This is a genomic window from Siphonobacter aquaeclarae (assembly GCF_900103285.1).
Lineage (GTDB): Bacteria > Bacteroidota > Bacteroidia > Cytophagales > Spirosomataceae > Siphonobacter > Siphonobacter aquaeclarae.
The window spans coordinates 848,959-866,632 of record NZ_FNGS01000002.1; the positions used below are offsets into that span (position 1 = coordinate 848,959).

Below are 17,674 nucleotides of genomic sequence, written 5' to 3' on the forward strand. Positions count from 1 at the left end.
GATTTATGCTCGCCAATCATCTTCGTATCGCCTTCCGGAACCTGCTGAAAAACAAGGTGTTTTCACTGGTTAACTTACTGGGACTGACCGTTGGCCTGTCAGCGTCCTGGATGATTGGCCTGTATGTGGCAGATGAGTTGCGCTATGACCGGTACCACGCCAACGCCGACCGGATTTTCCGGGTGGTACACGAAGCGTCGTGGGATGGCGGGCATCTCAACCTGGCCGTCACGTCCGCGCCGTTTGCACCAGCTCTGAAACAGGACTACGCCGATGTGGAAGAGGCGGTCCGGATGGTGCCCGAAGGCGGGGGTACGCTCAAGGCGGGCAACCGCGAGCTTCGTGCCGATGATATCTATTTTGCCGACGCAAATGTTTTCCGGGTTTTCACCTATCCGTTCCTGGCGGGAGATCCGAAAACGGCGCTGACCCGTCCGGAGGCCATCGTCCTTTCGCGTACCCTGGCCGAAAAGCTGTTTGGGTCACCGGAAAAAGCGCTCCATCAGACGGTTTACTTTTCGAATCATTTCGGAAACCTCGTCACCGGCGTCATGGAAGACGTCCCGACGCATTCTCACCTGAACTTCAGCGCATTACGCTCACTACCCGCCGGATATACCAACAACTGGCAGAGTTTTGGCCTGTATACCTACCTGCTGCTCCGGTCCGGCTCCGACCCGACCGTCGTTGAAAAGAAACTGGCCCGCTTTTTTCCCGATCACCTGCAGAAAGAAATGGGCGAAGTCCGGTATCAGCTGAGCCTGCAACCACTGCCGTCGATTCACCTGCATTCGCACCGGGACTACGAAGCGGGAGCCAATGGCGACCTGCGGTATGTCATCGTTTTTTCCCTGATTGCCGGACTGATAGTACTCGTCGCGGCGATCAATTACATGAACTTGTCCACCGCGCGGGCTGCCCTGCGCGTGCGGGAAGTCGGCGTCCGGAAGGCCATCGGCTCCGGACGGGGGCAACTGGCCGGTCTCTTCCTGACCGAATCCGTACTGCTGACTGTGCTGGCGGCCGTTGCCGGTATTTTCCTGACCGAACTGCTGCTTCCCTTTTTCAATACTTTTTCGGGGAAAGATCTCTCGCTGTGGCGTTTCGGTCCGGTTTGGACCGCCGGTTCGATGCTCCTGCTCTGCCTCCTCACCGGCTTGCTGGCCGGCAGTTACCCGGCCGTTTTTCTCTCCGGTCTGCGGCCTATTCCGGCCCTGAAGGGACAACTCGGGCGCCAGGCAACGGCCTGGCGGCTACGGAAGGTACTCGTCACCGGGCAGTTCGTCGTGACGATTGTGATGCTCATCGGCTCGGCAGTAATTTTCCGGCAAATGCAGTTTACGTCCCGGAAAGACCTGGGGTTCAACCGGGAGCAGGTATTGTCCTTCCATATTCCGGGCATGGAGGTCCGGAAGCGGATGCCGCAGCTCAAAGAGCAGCTTCTTCGCAGCCCCTGGGTACAGGCGGCGTCTGCGGCGAGCAATCCTATCGGCAATAACAACATCGGTACCAAGGGTTTTCATTTTGAGGTAAACGGGAAGATCGCCGAGTCGAGCATCATCGCCCAGCGCTTCGAAGTGGATGAAGATTTTCTTCCGACGATGGAGATATCCCTGATAGCCGGCCGGAACTTCGACAAAAAGCGAAAGACGGATATTTTCGAATCGGTGCTGGTCAACGAAGCTCTCGTCCGCCAGCTCGGCTGGAAAGATCCCGTGGGCAAGCAGGTTGAATTCCGGACCGGCGCCAACAACGAAATCCAGGCCCGCTCGCGGGTAGCAGGCGTCGTAAAGGATTTCCATATCTACTCGCTCCAGCACAAGATCGAGCCGCTGGTTTTGCAGTTACCGTTTGATTTTCAGCAGGATAACGTCTATGTCCGCATCCGGCCCGAACACGCCGAAGCCGCGCTGAAAGACATCGGGCGGATCTACCGGCAGTTTGATCCGGAGAATGCCTTCGATTACCAGTTTCTGGACGAGAATTTCGCCAGGCAGTATGCCGGCGAAATCCGCCAGGGAAATCTGCTGCTGGCCTTTACCGGCCTGACCATCTTCATCGCCTGCCTGGGTCTTTTCGGATTGGTTACGTTCCTGGCCGAACAGCGGACCAAGGAAATCGGCATCCGCAAGGTACTGGGCGCCGGAGTACCGGCCCTGGTCGGTCTTCTTTCCAGGGATCTGCTGGTACTGGTCGGATTGGCCGCGCTGCTGGCGTTCCCCATCTCCTGGCTGCTGATGAACCGCTGGCTCGAAGGATTTGCCTACCGCGTCGGGATGGACTGGTGGCTCTTCGCCGGAGCCGGACTGACAGCCGGTATCCTCGCCCTGCTGACCATCGGCACACAAGCATACCGGGCCGCGACGGCTAACCCCGTTAAAAGCCTGAAAAACGAATAAGCGGACCTTCCGTCCCTGATACGCCTATGTTTCGCAACTACCTCAAAATCACCGTCCGCGGCCTGATTCGCAACCGGATTTATTCAGTGATCAATATCGGCGGTCTGGCGGTCGGCATGGCCGTCGCGATGCTGATTGGCCTGTGGATATTTGACGAGCTTTCGTATAACAAGGCCTTTCCGAATTACCCGCGCATCGCCCGGGTGATGCAGCACCAGACGTTCAACGGAAGCATCGTTTCCCAGTCGGCGGTACCGTATGTTATCGGCGACGAGCTGCGGGCCCGTTTCGGCAGCGACTTCAGGTATGTCATCATGTCGTCGTGGAACGGCCCGCATATCCTGTCTGCCGGCGACCGCGCCCTTTCGCAGAACGGCAGCTACCTCGAGCCGGATGCGCCCCGCATGCTCAGCCTGGAAATCCTTCGCGGTACTTCCGGCGGGCTCCGCGAACCGCATTCGATCCTGCTGTCGGAGTCGGCAGCCGAAGCATTATTCGGCAAAGCCGACCCGCTGAACAAGCGATTGCGTATTGATAATCAGTACGATGTACGGGTAACGGGCGTCTATAAAGACCTGCCGGCCCGCTCCGACTTCCGGGGGTTACAGTTCATCGCGCCCTGGAAACTGTTTATCGATAATGAAAAATGGAGCGAAAAAGAAACCAATCCCTGGCGGAACAACTCCTTCCAGGCCTTCGTGCAGATTGCCGATAGGGCTGATATGGAGCAGGTATCCGCGAAAATCCGGGATGTAAAGGCGCGGCGGGTATCCAGGGATGACGCGGCCTTCAAACCCGAAGTTTTTCTGCACCCCATGCGTAAATGGCATCTCTACGAAGAGTTCCGCGAGGGCCTCAACACCGGCGGGCAGATCACGTTTGTGCGGCTGTTCGGCATTATCGGCCTCTTTGTACTGCTTCTGGCCTGTATCAACTTCATGAACCTGAGTACGGCGCGGTCTGAAAAGCGTGCGCGCGAAATCGGTATCCGGAAGGCCGTCGGTTCGATCCGGGCCCAATTGATCCGGCAGTTTCTGACAGAGTCGCTGTTCATCTCCGTTGTGGCTTTCGCGCTGGCGGTGTTGCTTGTTGAACTGTCGCTTCCGTGGTTCAATGACCTTTCCCGAAAGAATATTTCACTTGAATGGACCAATCCGGTATTCTGGGGTATTGCCTTCGTATTTACCGTCGTTACCGGTCTGGTCGCGGGAAGCTACCCGGCTTTTTTCCTCTCGTCTTTTGAGCCGGTGAGTATCCTGAAGGGAACGTTCCGCGTAGGCCGCAGCGGCTCGCTGCCCCGAAAAGCCCTCGTCGTCCTGCAATTCACGGTTTCGATCACGCTTATCATCGGTACGTTGGTGGTTTTCAGGCAGGTACATTTCGCGCGGGACCGATCGCTGGGGTACAGCCAGGACAACCTTGTCGGGATGCGCATCCAGACACCCGGGCTGGTGAAACACTACAACATGCTGCGGAACGAGGTACTGGCGAGCGGCGGGGCTATCGACATGGCGCAATCCTCCAGTCCGACAACAGGCCTCTGGGCGGTTAACAACGGGTACGAATGGAAAGGAAAAGCGCCGGATGTCCAGGGAAACCTCGGAACCGTAGCGGTCAGCCATGATTTCGGGAAGACGGTCGGGTTTCAGTTTGTCGCCGGGCGGGACTTTTCCCGCGCCTATGCGACGGATTCCACCGGTATTATCCTGAATGAATCAGCGGTGAAATTCATGGGATTGAAAAACCCGATCGGCGAGGTTGTGAAGGCCGACGGCAAGCCGTTTCACGTCATCGGCGTGGTGAAAGACCTGGTGATGGGCTCGCCGTACCATGCGCCGTTCCGGACGGTATTTATGCTTGACTACGACTGGGCGGCTATCCTGCACGTCAAACTGAACCCGCGGCAGTCGCCGGCAGCCTCCCTGGCGGCACTGGAAAAAGTATTCAAGCGACTGAATCCGGGGATGCCCTTTGACTACTGGTTTGTGAGTGACGACTATGCGCTGCGTTTTGTGGAAATGGAGCGTATCGGGCGACTGGCGACCGTTTTCGCCGTTCTGGCCGTGCTCATATCCTGCCTCGGGCTGTTCGGGCTGGCTTCTTTCCTGGCCGAACAGCGGGTAAAGGAGGTTGGTATCCGGAAGGTACTCGGCGCGTCGGTGCTGCAATTGTGGAAGTTGCTGTCGACCGACTTTGTTATCCTGACCCTGCTTTCCACTGCCCTGGCCGCGCCGCTGGCCGGGTATCTGATGTCTTCCTGGCTGGAAACGTTCGACTACCGGACGGGTATTCCCTGGTGGATCTATGCCGCGACGGGCGCCGGAGCCCTCACGGTTACGTTCCTGACAGTCAGCTATCAGGCCTTCCGCGCCGCCCGCATGAATCCTGCAAAAACCCTCAAAACAGAATAACGTATGAAGTATGGGGCTACCCTCCCCATGCTCCATGCCCCCTGCCCTATGCTCCTCTCCTACCTTCATCTCTCGATCCGTACGCTGCTGCGCTACCGCAGCTATGCGTTGCTCAACCTGCTGGGCCTGACGATGGGCCTGGTCTGCGGAATTCTTATCTTTTTGCTGATCCGGTTTCAGGTACGGTTCGACCGGTACCATTCCCGCATCGACCGGATTTATCAGGTGACGACGGTGCTGACAGCCGACGGCGCCCAGTATGACCCGGGTACCCACCAGCCTGTCGGCAACGCCCTCCGGAATGACTATGCTTTTCTGGAACAGGTGGCGACGGTGGAAGGAAAGAAAAACGTACTCATCACTGCGCCTGCCGGCAAGTTCAACGAAGAGCAGACGGTCTGCTTCAGCGAGCCGTCGTACTTCCGGATTTTCGACTATGGCTGGCGTAGCGGCACGCCGGAAACGGCTCTGTCACAGCCTAATACGGTAGTAATGACCCGGCGGATGGCCGAAAAATTCTTCGGAACAGCCGACCCGCGCGGCCAGCGGCTGCGGCTCAACAACGACCTGGACCTTCAGGTAACGGGCGTTCTCGAAAATATTCCGGACTATACCGACCGGCGGCATGAGGTATTTATCTCCTACGCCACACTCGCCAATCACCGCGGATATGTCAGCGGCGGGTACGACAACTGGCAGGGATTCAGTTCCCGGTCCAACTGCTTCGTGCTCCTGCGCGAGGGTACTTCGCCTGCCACCCTGGAAGCGGCGATGCCGGCATTTTCCCGGAAGTACCACAAAACGGCCACCATCGGCCACCCGCTGGTTCCTTTCCGGGAGATGCACTTTTCAGAGCGGTATGGCAGGGGCATACACCAGGGGCAACTCTGGGCGCTGGGTCTGGTCGGGTTGTTTCTGGTGCTGACAGCCGTAATCAACTTTGTCAACCTCGCGACTGCCCAGGCACTCCGGCGGGCGAAGGAAGTCGGCGTGCGCAAGGTAGTCGGCGGAACCCGGCTGCAACTTTTCTGGCAGTTTATTACGGAAACGGCGGTACTCACGGGCTGCTCGGCTGTTACGGCCGTGCTGTTGACGGAACTGATATTACCCTTTCTGCAACGGTGGAGCAGCCATTTGCGGTTGCCGTTTCCGCTCTTCGGAACGGAAAATCCGCTGGCGGATGGACTTTTCTGGGTATTTCTGGGAGGAATCGCGACGGTTGTCACCTTTCTGGCCGGATCGTATCCGGGTCTGGTGCTCGCCGGATTCCGGCCGGTACAGGCACTGAAGGGCCGGATTTCCGGTCGTGAAGTAGGTGGTATGCCCGTCCGCCGAAGCCTGGTATTTGCCCAGTTCATCCTGACACAACTGCTGATTATCAGCACGCTCGTCGTCATACGTCAGATGCACTACTTCCGGACGGCATCTGTCGGTTTTGACACGTCGGCGATTCGTGTGCTGAATATTCCGGACCCCGTCAATGCACCCATCGAGCGGCTGCGCAATCAACTGGCGCGCATTCCGGGCGTAGAGCAGGTTTCGTTTTGCGGGTACCCGCCGGCGTCGACTTTCAACAGTAATTCGGGGCACCGGTTCAACAACCGCCCGGAAGAGGAAAGCTGGTCGGCCAATATGAAACCGGTCGACGCGGCCTACCTGACCACATTCGGCCTGAAGCTCGTGGCCGGGAAACCCTTTCCGGCAGCCGATTCGATCCGCGGATTTCTGGTAAATGAAACGTATGTACGCCGCCTGGGCTTTCGCCCGGCCGACGTCATCGGCAAAAACCTCGAAGCATGGGGTAAACAGGCGCCGATTTATGGGGTAGTAAAAGACTGGTCGAACCTGTCGTCCAAATCGGAAGCACAGCCGGTCGTGTTGTTTTCAGAAGCGAAAAGTTACTACTCTTGCTGCCTGAAACTGAGTCCGCAGCACCTGTCCGGAAGCATCGCGGCAGTAGACCGGCTCTGGAACGAGACCTTCCCCGATTACCTCCTGCTGCCGTATTTTGTAGACGAGCAACTGGCCGTTTTTCTAATTACGGAAGAGATTATCCTGGCGTGTACGGAGGTATTCGCGATCATCGCGATCATCATCGGCTGCCTCGGGCTATACGGCCTGGTAGGTTTTATGGCAACGCAAAAGACGAAAGAAATCGGGGTACGGAAGGTACTGGGCGCCAGTGTCGGGCAGATACTGCTGCTTTTCGGGCGGGAATTTGCCCTGCTGATCGGGGCGGCATTCGCGATCGCGGCGCCGCTGGCCGGCTGGTTGATGTCGGAGTGGCTGAAAGGCTATGCACACCGGGTGCCGGTGGGGCCGGGTTTGTACCTGCTGGCGATTGGGACGACGGTCGTGATCACAGCGCTGACAGTGGGCTACCAGTCTGTGCGGGCTGCGCGGGCGAATCCGGTGAGGAGTTTGAAGTCGGAGTGAGGGACGGGGCTGTCAGGAGGTAACCGGGCTGTCAGGGGGTAACCCCGGGCTGTCGCCCGGGGTTACCGGGGTTTGACCCCTTCGGGGTCGGGCGGGTTGAGGAGTCCCCTATGCGCCATGCCCTATGCCCCATGCCCAAATTGTCCGAATCCGGACGATGCTTGTCCGCATGCGGACATAAGCACAAGCAATACTTACTGATTACCAACAATTTAACCTCCGGACCTATCGCCGGGCACGGCTTTTCTGGCCTGTCCGGCGAATGTTTTTCCGGTTGGAACTTCCTTCCCCCAAAGAAATCAATCCTGTTCCGGCAAAATCCTTCTGAAAAAAGTGGTGATCTGCCGGAATACATGCAACAATTCCGGCCCGAAAAGCATCTTTCAGACCACAAACACGATCGTTCTCATGCTCCGGAATTACCTGAAAGTGGCCCTCCGGGCCCTCCTCAAGAATAAGGCGTATTCGTTTATCAACATTGTCGGTCTGGCGACGGGCATGGCCGTTACTATGCTGATCGGCCTGTGGATCTGGGACGAACTGACCTTCGACCGGTACCACAAAAACTACGACCGCATCGCGCAGGTCATGCTCCACCAGACATGGGACGGTCACAAGGGCACCCAGACCGCCGTACCCGTACCGCTTCACAAAGAACTGAAAGCCAAGTATTCCGACTTCAAGTACGTCGTTCCGAGTTCCTGGAACTTCGAGCATATTCTTTCCTACAAAGACAAAAAATTCCGCAAGCGGGGAAGTTACATGGGTCCGGATGCGCCGGATATGCTCTCGCTCAACATGCTGAAGGGCACCGGGAAAGGGTTGCTGGATCCACACTCGATTCTGCTGAGCGAGTCGGTGGCCAAAGCCCTTTTCGGAGACGAAGACCCGATCAACAAAGTCATCCGGACCGACAACAAAACAGAAGTCAAAGTCACCGGCGTGTACGAAGACCTCCCAGCCAATTCCGAACTGGCTGAGCTGTCGCATATTATGCCCTGGAACCTCTACGTGATCGTCGAGTCCTGGGTAAAAAACAGCGAAACGGAGTGGCATAATAACTCCTTCCAAACGTTTGCGATGCTGCAGCCGCAGGCGGATTTTGACCAGGTATCGGCCAAGATCAAGAACGTCGTCCTCAACCACGATCCCAAAGACCAGGCCAAACCGGAGGTATTCCTCCATCCGATGGCCAAATGGCACCTGTATTCCGAATTCAAGGAGGGCGTCATCACCGGCGGGCGTGTCGAATTTGTGTGGCTGTTTGGTATTATCGGTGGCTTTGTGCTGCTGCTGGCGTGCATCAACTTCATGAACCTCAGTACGGCCCGGTCTGAAAAACGGGCGCGGGAAGTGGGCGTCCGAAAAGCCATCGGGTCGCTTCGCCAACAACTCATCAGTCAGTTTCTGAGCGAATCGATTCTGGTGACGCTGTTTGCCTTCGTCCTTTCCATCTTTTTGGTGGAAGCCTGCCTGCCCTGGTTCAACGAGCTTTCCGCAAAGAAACTCACCCTGCCCTGGCAGAATCCTGTTTTCTGGATCATCGGCCTGAGTTTCACACTGTTTACGGGTTTCCTGGCGGGTAGCTATCCGGCCTTTTACCTGTCGTCCTTCGAACCGGTGAAAGTACTGAAAGGTACCTTCCGGGTAGGCCGGTATGCGTCGCTGCCGCGGAAAGTCCTTGTTGTACTGCAATTTACGGTTTCGGTAACGCTGATTATCGGGACGATAGCCGTTTTCCGTCAGATCCAATTTGCGAAGGAACGTCCCATCGGTTACACCCGCGACGGCCTCGTCCAGATCGACATGAACACGGAAGAGATTTCGAAAAACTACGAAGCCTTCAAGACGGAGTTGCTCGGCAGCGGCGTGGTAGCGAGCGTAGCCAAGTCGTCCGGACCGATTACGGACCTGTGGTCCAACCAGGTCGGGTTCGACTGGAAAGGCAAAGATCCCAACAAGCAGGCGCTCTTCGGCGTAGTAGCCGTCAGTGCTGATTTTGGTAAGACGATGGGGCTTCAGTTTGTACAGGGCCGGGACTTTTCCGCGTCGTTTGCGACGGATTCTGCGGGGCTCGTCGTCAACGAAGCGGCGGCGGCGTATATCGGTAAGAAAAACCTCGTCGGCGAAACCATCAAATGGAACGGGAAGGACTATACCGTCCTCGGAATCATCAAAAACGTCGTGATGAATTCCCCCTACAAACCGGTGGATCCGACTATTCTGACCTTCCGTCCGGGCTGGTCGAACGTCATCACGATGCGTATTGAGCCGTCGGTCAGTACTTCCCGGGCGCTGGCCAAAATCGAAGAGATTTACAAGAAACACGATCCCGGCGCGCCGTTTGAATACAAGTTTTCGAGCGAGGAATACGGGAGGAAATTTGCTTCCGAAGAGCGCGTAGGCAAGCTGGCTACCTTCTTCGCCATTCTGGCCATATTTATTTCCTGTCTCGGGTTGTTCGGACTGGCCTCGTTTGTCGCCGAGCAGCGCATCAAGGAAATCGGCGTACGGAAAGTACTCGGCGCGTCAGTCTTCAATCTGTGGGGCCTATTGTCCAAAGATTTTGTGATGCTCGTGCTGGTATCCCTCCTCTTCTCCATTCCGATAGCCTGGTATGCGATGAGCAGGTGGCTCGAACGGTACGAGTACCATTCGTCGCTCAACTGGTGGATTTTTGCCGCGGCCGGCGCCGGCGCGCTCGCCATTACCCTGGCGACGGTCAGCTACCAGGCCATCAGTGCGGCGATGATGAATCCCGTAAAAAGCCTGAAAACCGAATAGCGGACTATGCTTCGTAACTATATCCTGCTCGCCTGGCGGAACCTCCTCAAGCACAGGGGCTATTCGCTGATCAACATCGCCGGTTTGTCGATTGGCATGACCGTGGCCCTGCTGATCGGCCTGTGGGTATACGACGAACTGACATTCAACCAATACCACGACCGGTACGACCGCATCGCGCGGGTCATGCAGCACCAGACGATCAACGGCGAAGTATCCGCTGAGCGGCCCATTCCCTTTCCACTCGGAAACGAGCTTCAGACGGCGCATGGCAGTGACTTCCGGCATGTGGTAATGGCTTCGTGGATGGGCGGGCATATCCTCGCCAACGGAGCCGACAAACTATCCCGGACCGGTATCTTCATGGACACCGGCGCGCCGGAGCTACTCGGCCTCCGGATGCGGTATGGTACGCGTACCGGGCTGGCTGATCCGCACTCCATTCTCCTGTCAGAGTCGGCTGCGCGGGCATTATATGGCGGGCAAAATCCGCTGGGTAAGCGGCTTTCCATCGATAATGCGCTGGACGTACGGGTGACGGGTGTGTACGAAGACCTTCCCGTTCAGTCCGATTTTCACCAGATGACGTTTCTGGCTCCCTGGTCGCTTTACGTGGAGTCAGAAGCTTGGATCAAACGCGCCAGAGACCGGCAGCAGTGGGCGAATAATTCGTTTCAGCTTTTTGTCGAGCTGGCCGACGGCGCCGACCTCGCTGCCGTCAATAAACGCATCCGCGACGCGAAGTACCGGCATGTAACGGGTGAAGAACGGAAATACAAGGCGGAGATTTTTCTGCATCCGATGGCCGACTGGCACCTGCGCAGTCACTGGGACAAAATCGGCGCCCAGGCAGGCGGGCCGGTTGAGTATGTCTGGCTGTTTGCCGTCATCGGGGTATTTGTCCTGTTGCTGGCCTGCATCAACTTCATGAACCTCAGTACTGCCCGCTCCGAACGCCGCGCGCGGGAGGTGGGCGTGCGCAAGGCCATGGGCTCGGCGCGCGGGCAGCTTATCGGGCAGTTTTTCAGCGAATCCCTGCTGGTCTCTTTTCTTGCACTGGCGGTGGCTATCCTCCTGGCCGAACTCAGCCTTCCATGGTTTAACATCATTGCCGGTAAGCAGATTACGTTTCCGTGGGGCGCCCCGCTTCTCTGGGTATCCCTGGGCTCGTTTGCTGCCATCACCGGTCTGCTGGCGGGCAGTTATCCCGCCCTCTACCTGTCGTCGTTTCAGCCGGTAAAAGTCCTGAAGGGAACGTTCCGGGCGGGTCAGCTGGCGACACTGCCCCGGCAGGCGCTCGTCGTCATTCAGTTTTCGGTTTCGATTGCCTTGATTATCGGCACGGCGGTGGTTTACAGGCAGATTCTGCATACGAAAAACCGGCCGGTCGGATACAGCCGCGACGGCATCGTTCTGCTCGAAATGAAGTCCAATGATTTCTATGGAAAGATGGACGTCTTACGCAACGAACTGAAATCCGCCGGTTTAATTGAAGAAATCGCGGAGTCGTCGAGCCCGCTGACCGAAGTCTGGGCCACTAACGTCGGTTTCAGCTGGCCGGGAAAGGACCCGTCTCTCGACGCCGAATTCGGAACAATCTGGATCACACCGGAATACGGCAAACTCGTCCGTTGGGAAATGGCCGCCGGCCGGGATTTCCGGCGGGATCTGGCGACCGATTCCTCCGGTATCCTTCTCAACGAAGCCGCCGCGAAGTACATGGGACTCAAAGATCCGGTGGGGAAAACGGTCCGGTGGTCGAGCGGCAGCCGCTTCAAAGACTTTACGGTCGTCGGCGTCGTGAAAAACCTGCTGATGGAATCGCCGTATGCGGCGGTACGGCCGGCGGTTTATTTCCGGGACGACAGCAATGTCAACTGGATGATGCTCCGGCTCAATCCGCGGAAACCGGCATCGGAAAGTCTGGCAGGAATTGAACGGGTTTTCCGGAAGGTGATTCCGGCAGCGCCGTTTGAATACGAATTCGCCGATCGTATGTACGGTCAGAAGTTTGCCGCCGAAGAGCGGATCGGCACGCTGGCGGCGGTGTTTGCCGGTTTGGCCGTGTTTATTTCCTGTCTCGGGTTGCTGGGACTGGCGTCGTTCGTAGCCGAGCAGCGAACCAAGGAAATCGGTATCCGGAAGGTACTGGGTGCGTCGATCGTCAATCTTTGGGGACTGCTCTCGAGGGATTTCGCCGGCCTGGTCGTTCTGTCCTTTTTCCTCGCGGTGCTTCCTGCGTGGTATGCCATGACCCGCTGGCTCGGTCAGTACGAATACCGGGCGGGCCTGCCGTGGTGGATTTTTGCGGCAGTCGGCCTGGGCGCGGTAATCCTCACATTGCTGACGGTCAGCATACAATCCATACGCGCGGCGTCGGTCAATCCGGTTAAAAGTCTCAAAGCGGAATAGTATCGGCAGGCAGGTTGCAAAAGGCCGGCCGCTCCCTATCAAACCAACGATAACCCAGTGACAGCGGACCTTGTCAGCCGATTTTGCCCCAGGCCCCCTGCCCTCTGCTTCTTAAGCCTATGATTCGCAACTACTTCAAAATCGCCTATCGCAATCTGCTGAAAAACAAGGCGTATTCGCTGATCAATATTTCGGGCCTGGCCGTAGGGATGGCCGTCGCCATTCTGATCGGGTTGTGGATTTACGACGAGTTGTCGTACGACCGCTACCACGAAAGCTATGACCGGGTAGCGCGGGTGATGCAGCACCAGACCGCTAATGGCGAAACGGGTTCCCAGTTTTCGATTCCGTTTCCGCTTGGAAAAGAACTGCAGACGACCTACGGTACGTCGTTCAAGTATGTCGCGATGTCGTCCTGGGTAGGCGGGCATATCCTGAGTACCGGGGACCGGAAGCTATCCAAAACGGGGGTATACATGGACATTGACGCCCCGCATATTTTCACCCTGAAAATGAAATACGGCACGCGGAACGGCCTCCGGGACCCGCACTCGATTCTCCTTTCCGAGTCGGCGGCGAAGGCCTTTTTCGGCGATGCCAATCCCCTGGAAAAACGCCTAAAAATCGATAACAAGCTGGATGTCAAGGTAACCGGGGTATTCGAAGACCTTCCGCATAATACCGATTTCCGGGAGCTGGAATTCATCGCGCCGTGGCTGCTCTATGTCGAGTCGGAAGACTGGATAAAACGTGCCCGCGACCGCGGTCAGTGGGGTAATAATTCCTTCCAGCTCTTCGCGCAGATTGCGGATAATACGGACTTTGAAACAGTCGGAAAGCGCATCAAACTGGCCAAATACAACCGCGTCGACAAAGACGAAAAGAAATACAAGGCTGAGATTTTTCTGCACCCGCTGTCGCGCTGGCGCCTCTACTCCCACTGGGACAAGCAGGGCAATCAGACCGGCGGGCAGATTGAATACGTGTGGCTGTTTGCCATTATCGGCGTGTTTGTGCTGCTGCTGGCATGTATCAACTTCATGAACCTCAGCACCGCGCGGTCAGAGAAACGGGCGCGGGAGGTCGGTATCCGCAAGGCGATCGGCTCCCTCCGCAGTCAGTTGATCGGGCAGTTTTTTAGTGAATCACTGCTGGTCGTCCTCATTGCGATGGCGCTATCGATTCTGTTGGTGGAACTGAGTCTTCCCTGGTTCAATGAGATCGCCGGTAAGAAAATGTCGGTACTCTGGAGCAATCCGGTATTCTGGGGCATCGTAGTCTCCTTTGCCTTCCTGACGGGACTGCTCGCCGGGAGCTATCCGGCGCTGTATCTGTCATCTTTCCAGCCGGTGAGTGTACTGAAAGGGACCTTCCGGGCCGGCAGGTACGCGTCTGTACCCCGGAAAGTGCTGGTTACCTTGCAGTTTACTGTTTCGGTGACGCTGATTATCGGAACGCTGATCGTCTACCGGCAGATTCAGCATACCAAAAACCGCCCGGTCGGCTATAGCCGCGAGGGCCTGGTGATGATGCAGATGAAGTCTCCCGACTTCTACGGGAAGTTTGATGTTCTTCGAAATGAGTGGAAAAATACCGGAGCTGTTGTCGAAATGGCCGAATCGTCCAGTCCTGTGACCGGGCTCTGGTCAAGCAACGGCGGTTTCGAATGGCAGGGCAAAGATCCTAATCTCGACGCCGAGTTTGCGACCGTCTGGGTGACGCCGGAATTCGGCAAGCTGGTCAACTGGCACGTTCTCAAAGGCCGGGATTTCTCGCGGCAGCGGGCTACGGACTCGCTCTCGGTTATCATCAACCAGTCGGGCGTCAAGTTCGCCAGTCTCAAAGATCCTGTCGGTACAGTACTGAAATGGGACGGTAAAAACTACACCATCATCGGCGTCGTGCAGGACCTGATTCAGGAATCTCCGTACCATCCGGTCAGTCCCGGAGTGTACTTCATGGATTCCAATAACGTCAACTGGATTAACCTGAAGCTCAACCCGGCACAAAGCGCTTCGGCGTCTCTGGCAAAAATCGAAAGCGTTTTCAAGCGTCTGGTACCTACTGCCCCGTTTGATTATCAGTTTGTGGATCAGGTTTTCGGGGAAAAATTCGCTGCTGAAGAGCGGGTCGGAAAACTGGCGGCCTTCTTTGCCAGCCTGGCTATCTTTATTTCCTGCCTTGGATTATTCGGCCTCGCCTCCTTCATGGCCGAGCAGCGTACCAAGGAAATCGGTATCCGGAAAGTACTCGGCGCTTCGGTATTAAACCTGTGGGGACTGCTGTCGAAAGATTTTGTCGGCCTTGTCGTACTCTCCTGCGCCATCGCCGTGCCCCTGGCCTGGTATGGCATGGCCAACTGGCTGGAAAAATACGAGTACCGAACCGATATTACCTGGTGGGTATTCCTCCTGGCGGCGGTAGGTGCGCTGACCATTACACTCCTGACCGTGAGCTACCAGGCCGTCCGCGCCGCGATGATGAATCCGGTGAGGAGTTTGAAGGCTGAGTAGCTATAGGCTATAAGCCGTAGGCTGTAAGCAATAGGCTGTAGGAAAAATGAGTCTTTCTACTGCTTACAGCTTATAGCCTACAGCTTAAAGCCATTTTCACGATAAATCAGTCACCCGAAACCAAACGCAGCGGCCATCCGGCAGACGCCATGCCCTCTGCTCCACAACCTATGCTCCTCACCTACCTCAAAATATCCCTTCGAACGCTCCTGAAAAGCAAGGGGTACTCGCTGATCAACCTGTCGGGATTGGCGGTGGGGATGGCGGTTGCCATACTCATCGGGCTCTGGATTTACGACGAACTATCCTATGACCGGACGGCGGAAAACTACCCTCGCGTGGCCCGGGTGATGCAGCACCAGACGGCCAACGGGGAAGTATTCTCGCAATATGCCATTCCGGCGCCGCTGGAAAATGAACTGAAAACGACCTATGGTTCGTCTTTCCGGTATGTGGCGCTGGCGTCGTGGATCGGCGGGCATTTTCTGAATTCGGGCGACCGGCAGCTCAGCCGCGACGGCCTCTACATGGGTGTCGATGCGCCGCATCTGCTCGCTCTGAAGATGCACTATGGCACCCGCGACGGTCTGAAAGATCCGCACTCCATTCTCCTGTCGCGTTCTACTTCCGTGGCACTTTTCGGGGAAGGAAACCCGGTCGGGCGTCGCCTCCAGATCGACAACAAGCAGGAGGCGACGGTTACCGGTGTTTACGAAGATCTTCCTTATAATTCCGAACTCCGCGACGCGCTGTTCATCGCGCCGTGGGAGCTGCTGGTACTCTCCGACCCCTTCGTCCGCTTCGCCCACGAAACCCGGCAGTGGGGGTATAATTCATTCCAGCTTTTCGTACAAATCGCTGATAATACGGATTTTGCGACGGTCGACAACCGAATTCGATTCTCCAAATACCGCCGGGTTCTTCCCGAAGACCGAAAGTACAAGGCGGAGATTTTCCTGCATCCCATGTCGCGATGGCACCTGTATTCCCACTGGGACAAAGAGGGTAATCAGACCGGCGGGCAGATCGAGTATGTCTGGTTATTTGCGTTGATCGGGGTATTCGTGCTCCTGCTCGCCTGTATTAACTTCATGAACCTCAGCACGGCACGCTCTGAAAAACGGGCGCGGGAAGTAGGTATCCGCAAGGCGATCGGATCGCTCCGCAGCCAGTTGATCGGTCAGTTTTTCGGCGAATCGCTGCTGGTGGTTTTCGCCGCTCTTCTGGCAGCTGTGCTGCTGGTAGAGCTGGGTCTTCCGTGGTTCAATGACATCGCCGGAAAAAGAATGACAGTACTGTGGCTGAATCCTGTATTCTGGCTGCTGCTGGTTTCGTTCGCGGGACTGACCGCCCTCCTCGCCGGTAGTTATCCGGCGCTATACCTGTCGTCTTTTCAGCCCGTTCAGGTATTGAAGGGCACGTTCAGGGCCGGGCGCTATGCTTCTGTACCCAGAAAGGTATTGGTGACGATCCAATTCACTGTTTCGGTTACCCTCATCATCGGTACGATGATCGTCTACAGGCAGATTCAGTATACCAAAAACCGGCCGGTCGGGTATAGCCGCGACGGCCTGGTGATGGTCCAGATGAAATCTCCGGACTTTCATCAGAAATACGACGTCCTGAAAAACCAACTGACAACCAGCGGCCTCATCGCCGGTATTTCGCAAAGTTCCGGTCCGGTGACGGGCGTCTGGTCGAGCAACGGCGGGTTTGACTGGCAGGGAAAAGACCCGGCCCTCGACGCCGAATTTGCAACCAACTGGGTGACGGAAGGGTTTGGAGAGCTCGTTGGCTGGCATATTCTCCAGGGCCGGGATTTCGATCCCCGGCTGGCGACCGACTCCGTTTCGGTTCTCATCAACGAATCCGGCGTGCGGTTTGCCGGTTTGAAAAATCCCGTCGGAACCATCCTCAAGTGGGAAGGCCGGGAATACCCCATCATCGGTGTGGTACAGGACCTTATTCAGGACTCCCCGTACAAACCGGTACGCCCGGGCCTGTTTTTCCGGAATCCGAAAGAGGTCAGCTGGATGGTACTGAAACTGAACCCGTCGCTGCCCGTATCCGACGCGATCGCGCGCATGGAACGGATTTTCAGGCAGGTCATTCCTGCCGCGCCGTTCGACTACCAGTTTGTAGATGATGCGTTCGCAAAGAAGTTCGCCGACGAAGAGCGTATCGGCAAACTCGCGGCCTTCTTCGCCAGCCTGGCCATTTTCATTTCCTGCCTCGGGCTATTCGGCCTGGCCTCTTTCACGGCCGAGCAGCGGACCAAGGAAATCGGCATCCGGAAAGTACTCGGCGCGTCGGTGTTGAACCTCTGGGGATTGCTGTCGAAAGATTTCGTCGGGCTTGTCATTCTCTCCTGCTCCATCGCCGTACCCCTGGCCTGGTACGGAATGGCCAACTGGCTGCAGAAGTACGAGTACCGCACCGATATCGCCTGGTGGGTATTTGCCCTCGCAGCCATTGGCGCATTGGCCATTACTCTCCTGACTGTCAGCTACCAGGCCGTCCGCGCGGCGATGATGAATCCGGTGAAGACACTGAAGGCTGAGTAGAGCAGGGGGCATGGGGCAGAGGGCATGGGGTGGATACACGGGACCCTGTGCTTAATGCTTATAGCCTACAGCTTAAAGCCATTTTTCACAACAAACCCATTACCCAAAACCAAACGCAGCAGCCATCCGGCAGCCCCCCTGCCCCCTGCCCCATG

7 protein-coding genes are annotated in these 17,674 nt (G+C 56.8%); all 7 read left to right on the forward strand.

Annotation, left to right across the window (positions count from 1 at the left end; all coding sequences use genetic code 11):
- Positions 1 to 5: 5 nt before the first annotated feature.
- The 7 genes from BLR09_RS07050 to BLR09_RS07080 all read left to right on the forward strand — a co-directional run bounded on the left by BLR09_RS07050 (position 6) and on the right by BLR09_RS07080 (position 17,519).
- Complete coding sequence (locus BLR09_RS07050) at positions 6 to 2,399, forward strand: ABC transporter permease (protein ID WP_093199546.1); 2,394 nt, start codon at positions 6 to 8, stop codon at positions 2,397 to 2,399.
- Between the two features lie 26 nt (positions 2,400 to 2,425).
- A complete protein-coding gene (locus tag BLR09_RS07055) occupies positions 2,426 to 4,810 on the forward strand; it encodes an ABC transporter permease (protein WP_093199550.1) in 2,385 nt (794 codons plus the stop codon).
- A gap of 48 nt (positions 4,811 to 4,858) precedes the next feature.
- Complete coding sequence (locus BLR09_RS07060) at positions 4,859 to 7,246, forward strand: ABC transporter permease (RefSeq protein WP_218126620.1); 2,388 nt, start codon at positions 4,859 to 4,861, stop codon at positions 7,244 to 7,246.
- Between the two features lie 408 nt (positions 7,247 to 7,654).
- Entirely contained in the window at positions 7,655 to 10,030 is a 2,376-nt protein-coding gene (locus BLR09_RS07065) for an ABC transporter permease (protein WP_093199744.1), read from the forward strand.
- Between the two features lie 6 nt (positions 10,031 to 10,036).
- The gene (locus tag BLR09_RS07070) at positions 10,037 to 12,442 is read left to right on the forward strand and encodes an ABC transporter permease (protein ID WP_093199556.1); all 2,406 of its coding nucleotides are present in this window, start codon (positions 10,037 to 10,039) and stop codon (positions 12,440 to 12,442) included.
- A 119-nt stretch (positions 12,443 to 12,561) separates the two neighbouring features.
- Positions 12,562 to 14,955, forward strand: a complete 2,394-nt coding sequence (locus BLR09_RS07075) for an ABC transporter permease (protein ID WP_093199559.1) — start codon at positions 12,562 to 12,564, stop codon at positions 14,953 to 14,955.
- 170 nt (positions 14,956 to 15,125) lie between these two features.
- Positions 15,126 to 17,519, forward strand: coding sequence for an ABC transporter permease (locus BLR09_RS07080; protein ID WP_093199561.1), 2,394 nt, complete (start codon positions 15,126 to 15,128; stop codon positions 17,517 to 17,519).
- Positions 17,520 to 17,674 lie beyond the last annotated feature (155 nt).

Bases quoted from the DNA above. Each gene is read 5' to 3' on its own strand.
- BLR09_RS07050 (WP_093199546.1), top strand. From the start codon at position 6: ATGCTCGCCAATCATCTTCGTATCGCCTTCCGGAACCTGCTGAAAAAC.
- BLR09_RS07055 (WP_093199550.1), top strand. From the start codon at position 2,426: ATGTTTCGCAACTACCTCAAAATCACCGTCCGCGGCCTGATTCGCAAC.
- BLR09_RS07060 (WP_218126620.1), top strand. From the start codon at position 4,859: ATGCTCCTCTCCTACCTTCATCTCTCGATCCGTACGCTGCTGCGCTAC.
- BLR09_RS07065 (WP_093199744.1), top strand. From the start codon at position 7,655: ATGCTCCGGAATTACCTGAAAGTGGCCCTCCGGGCCCTCCTCAAGAAT.
- BLR09_RS07070 (WP_093199556.1), top strand. From the start codon at position 10,037: ATGCTTCGTAACTATATCCTGCTCGCCTGGCGGAACCTCCTCAAGCAC.
- BLR09_RS07075 (WP_093199559.1), top strand. From the start codon at position 12,562: ATGATTCGCAACTACTTCAAAATCGCCTATCGCAATCTGCTGAAAAAC.
- BLR09_RS07080 (WP_093199561.1), top strand. From the start codon at position 15,126: ATGCTCCTCACCTACCTCAAAATATCCCTTCGAACGCTCCTGAAAAGC.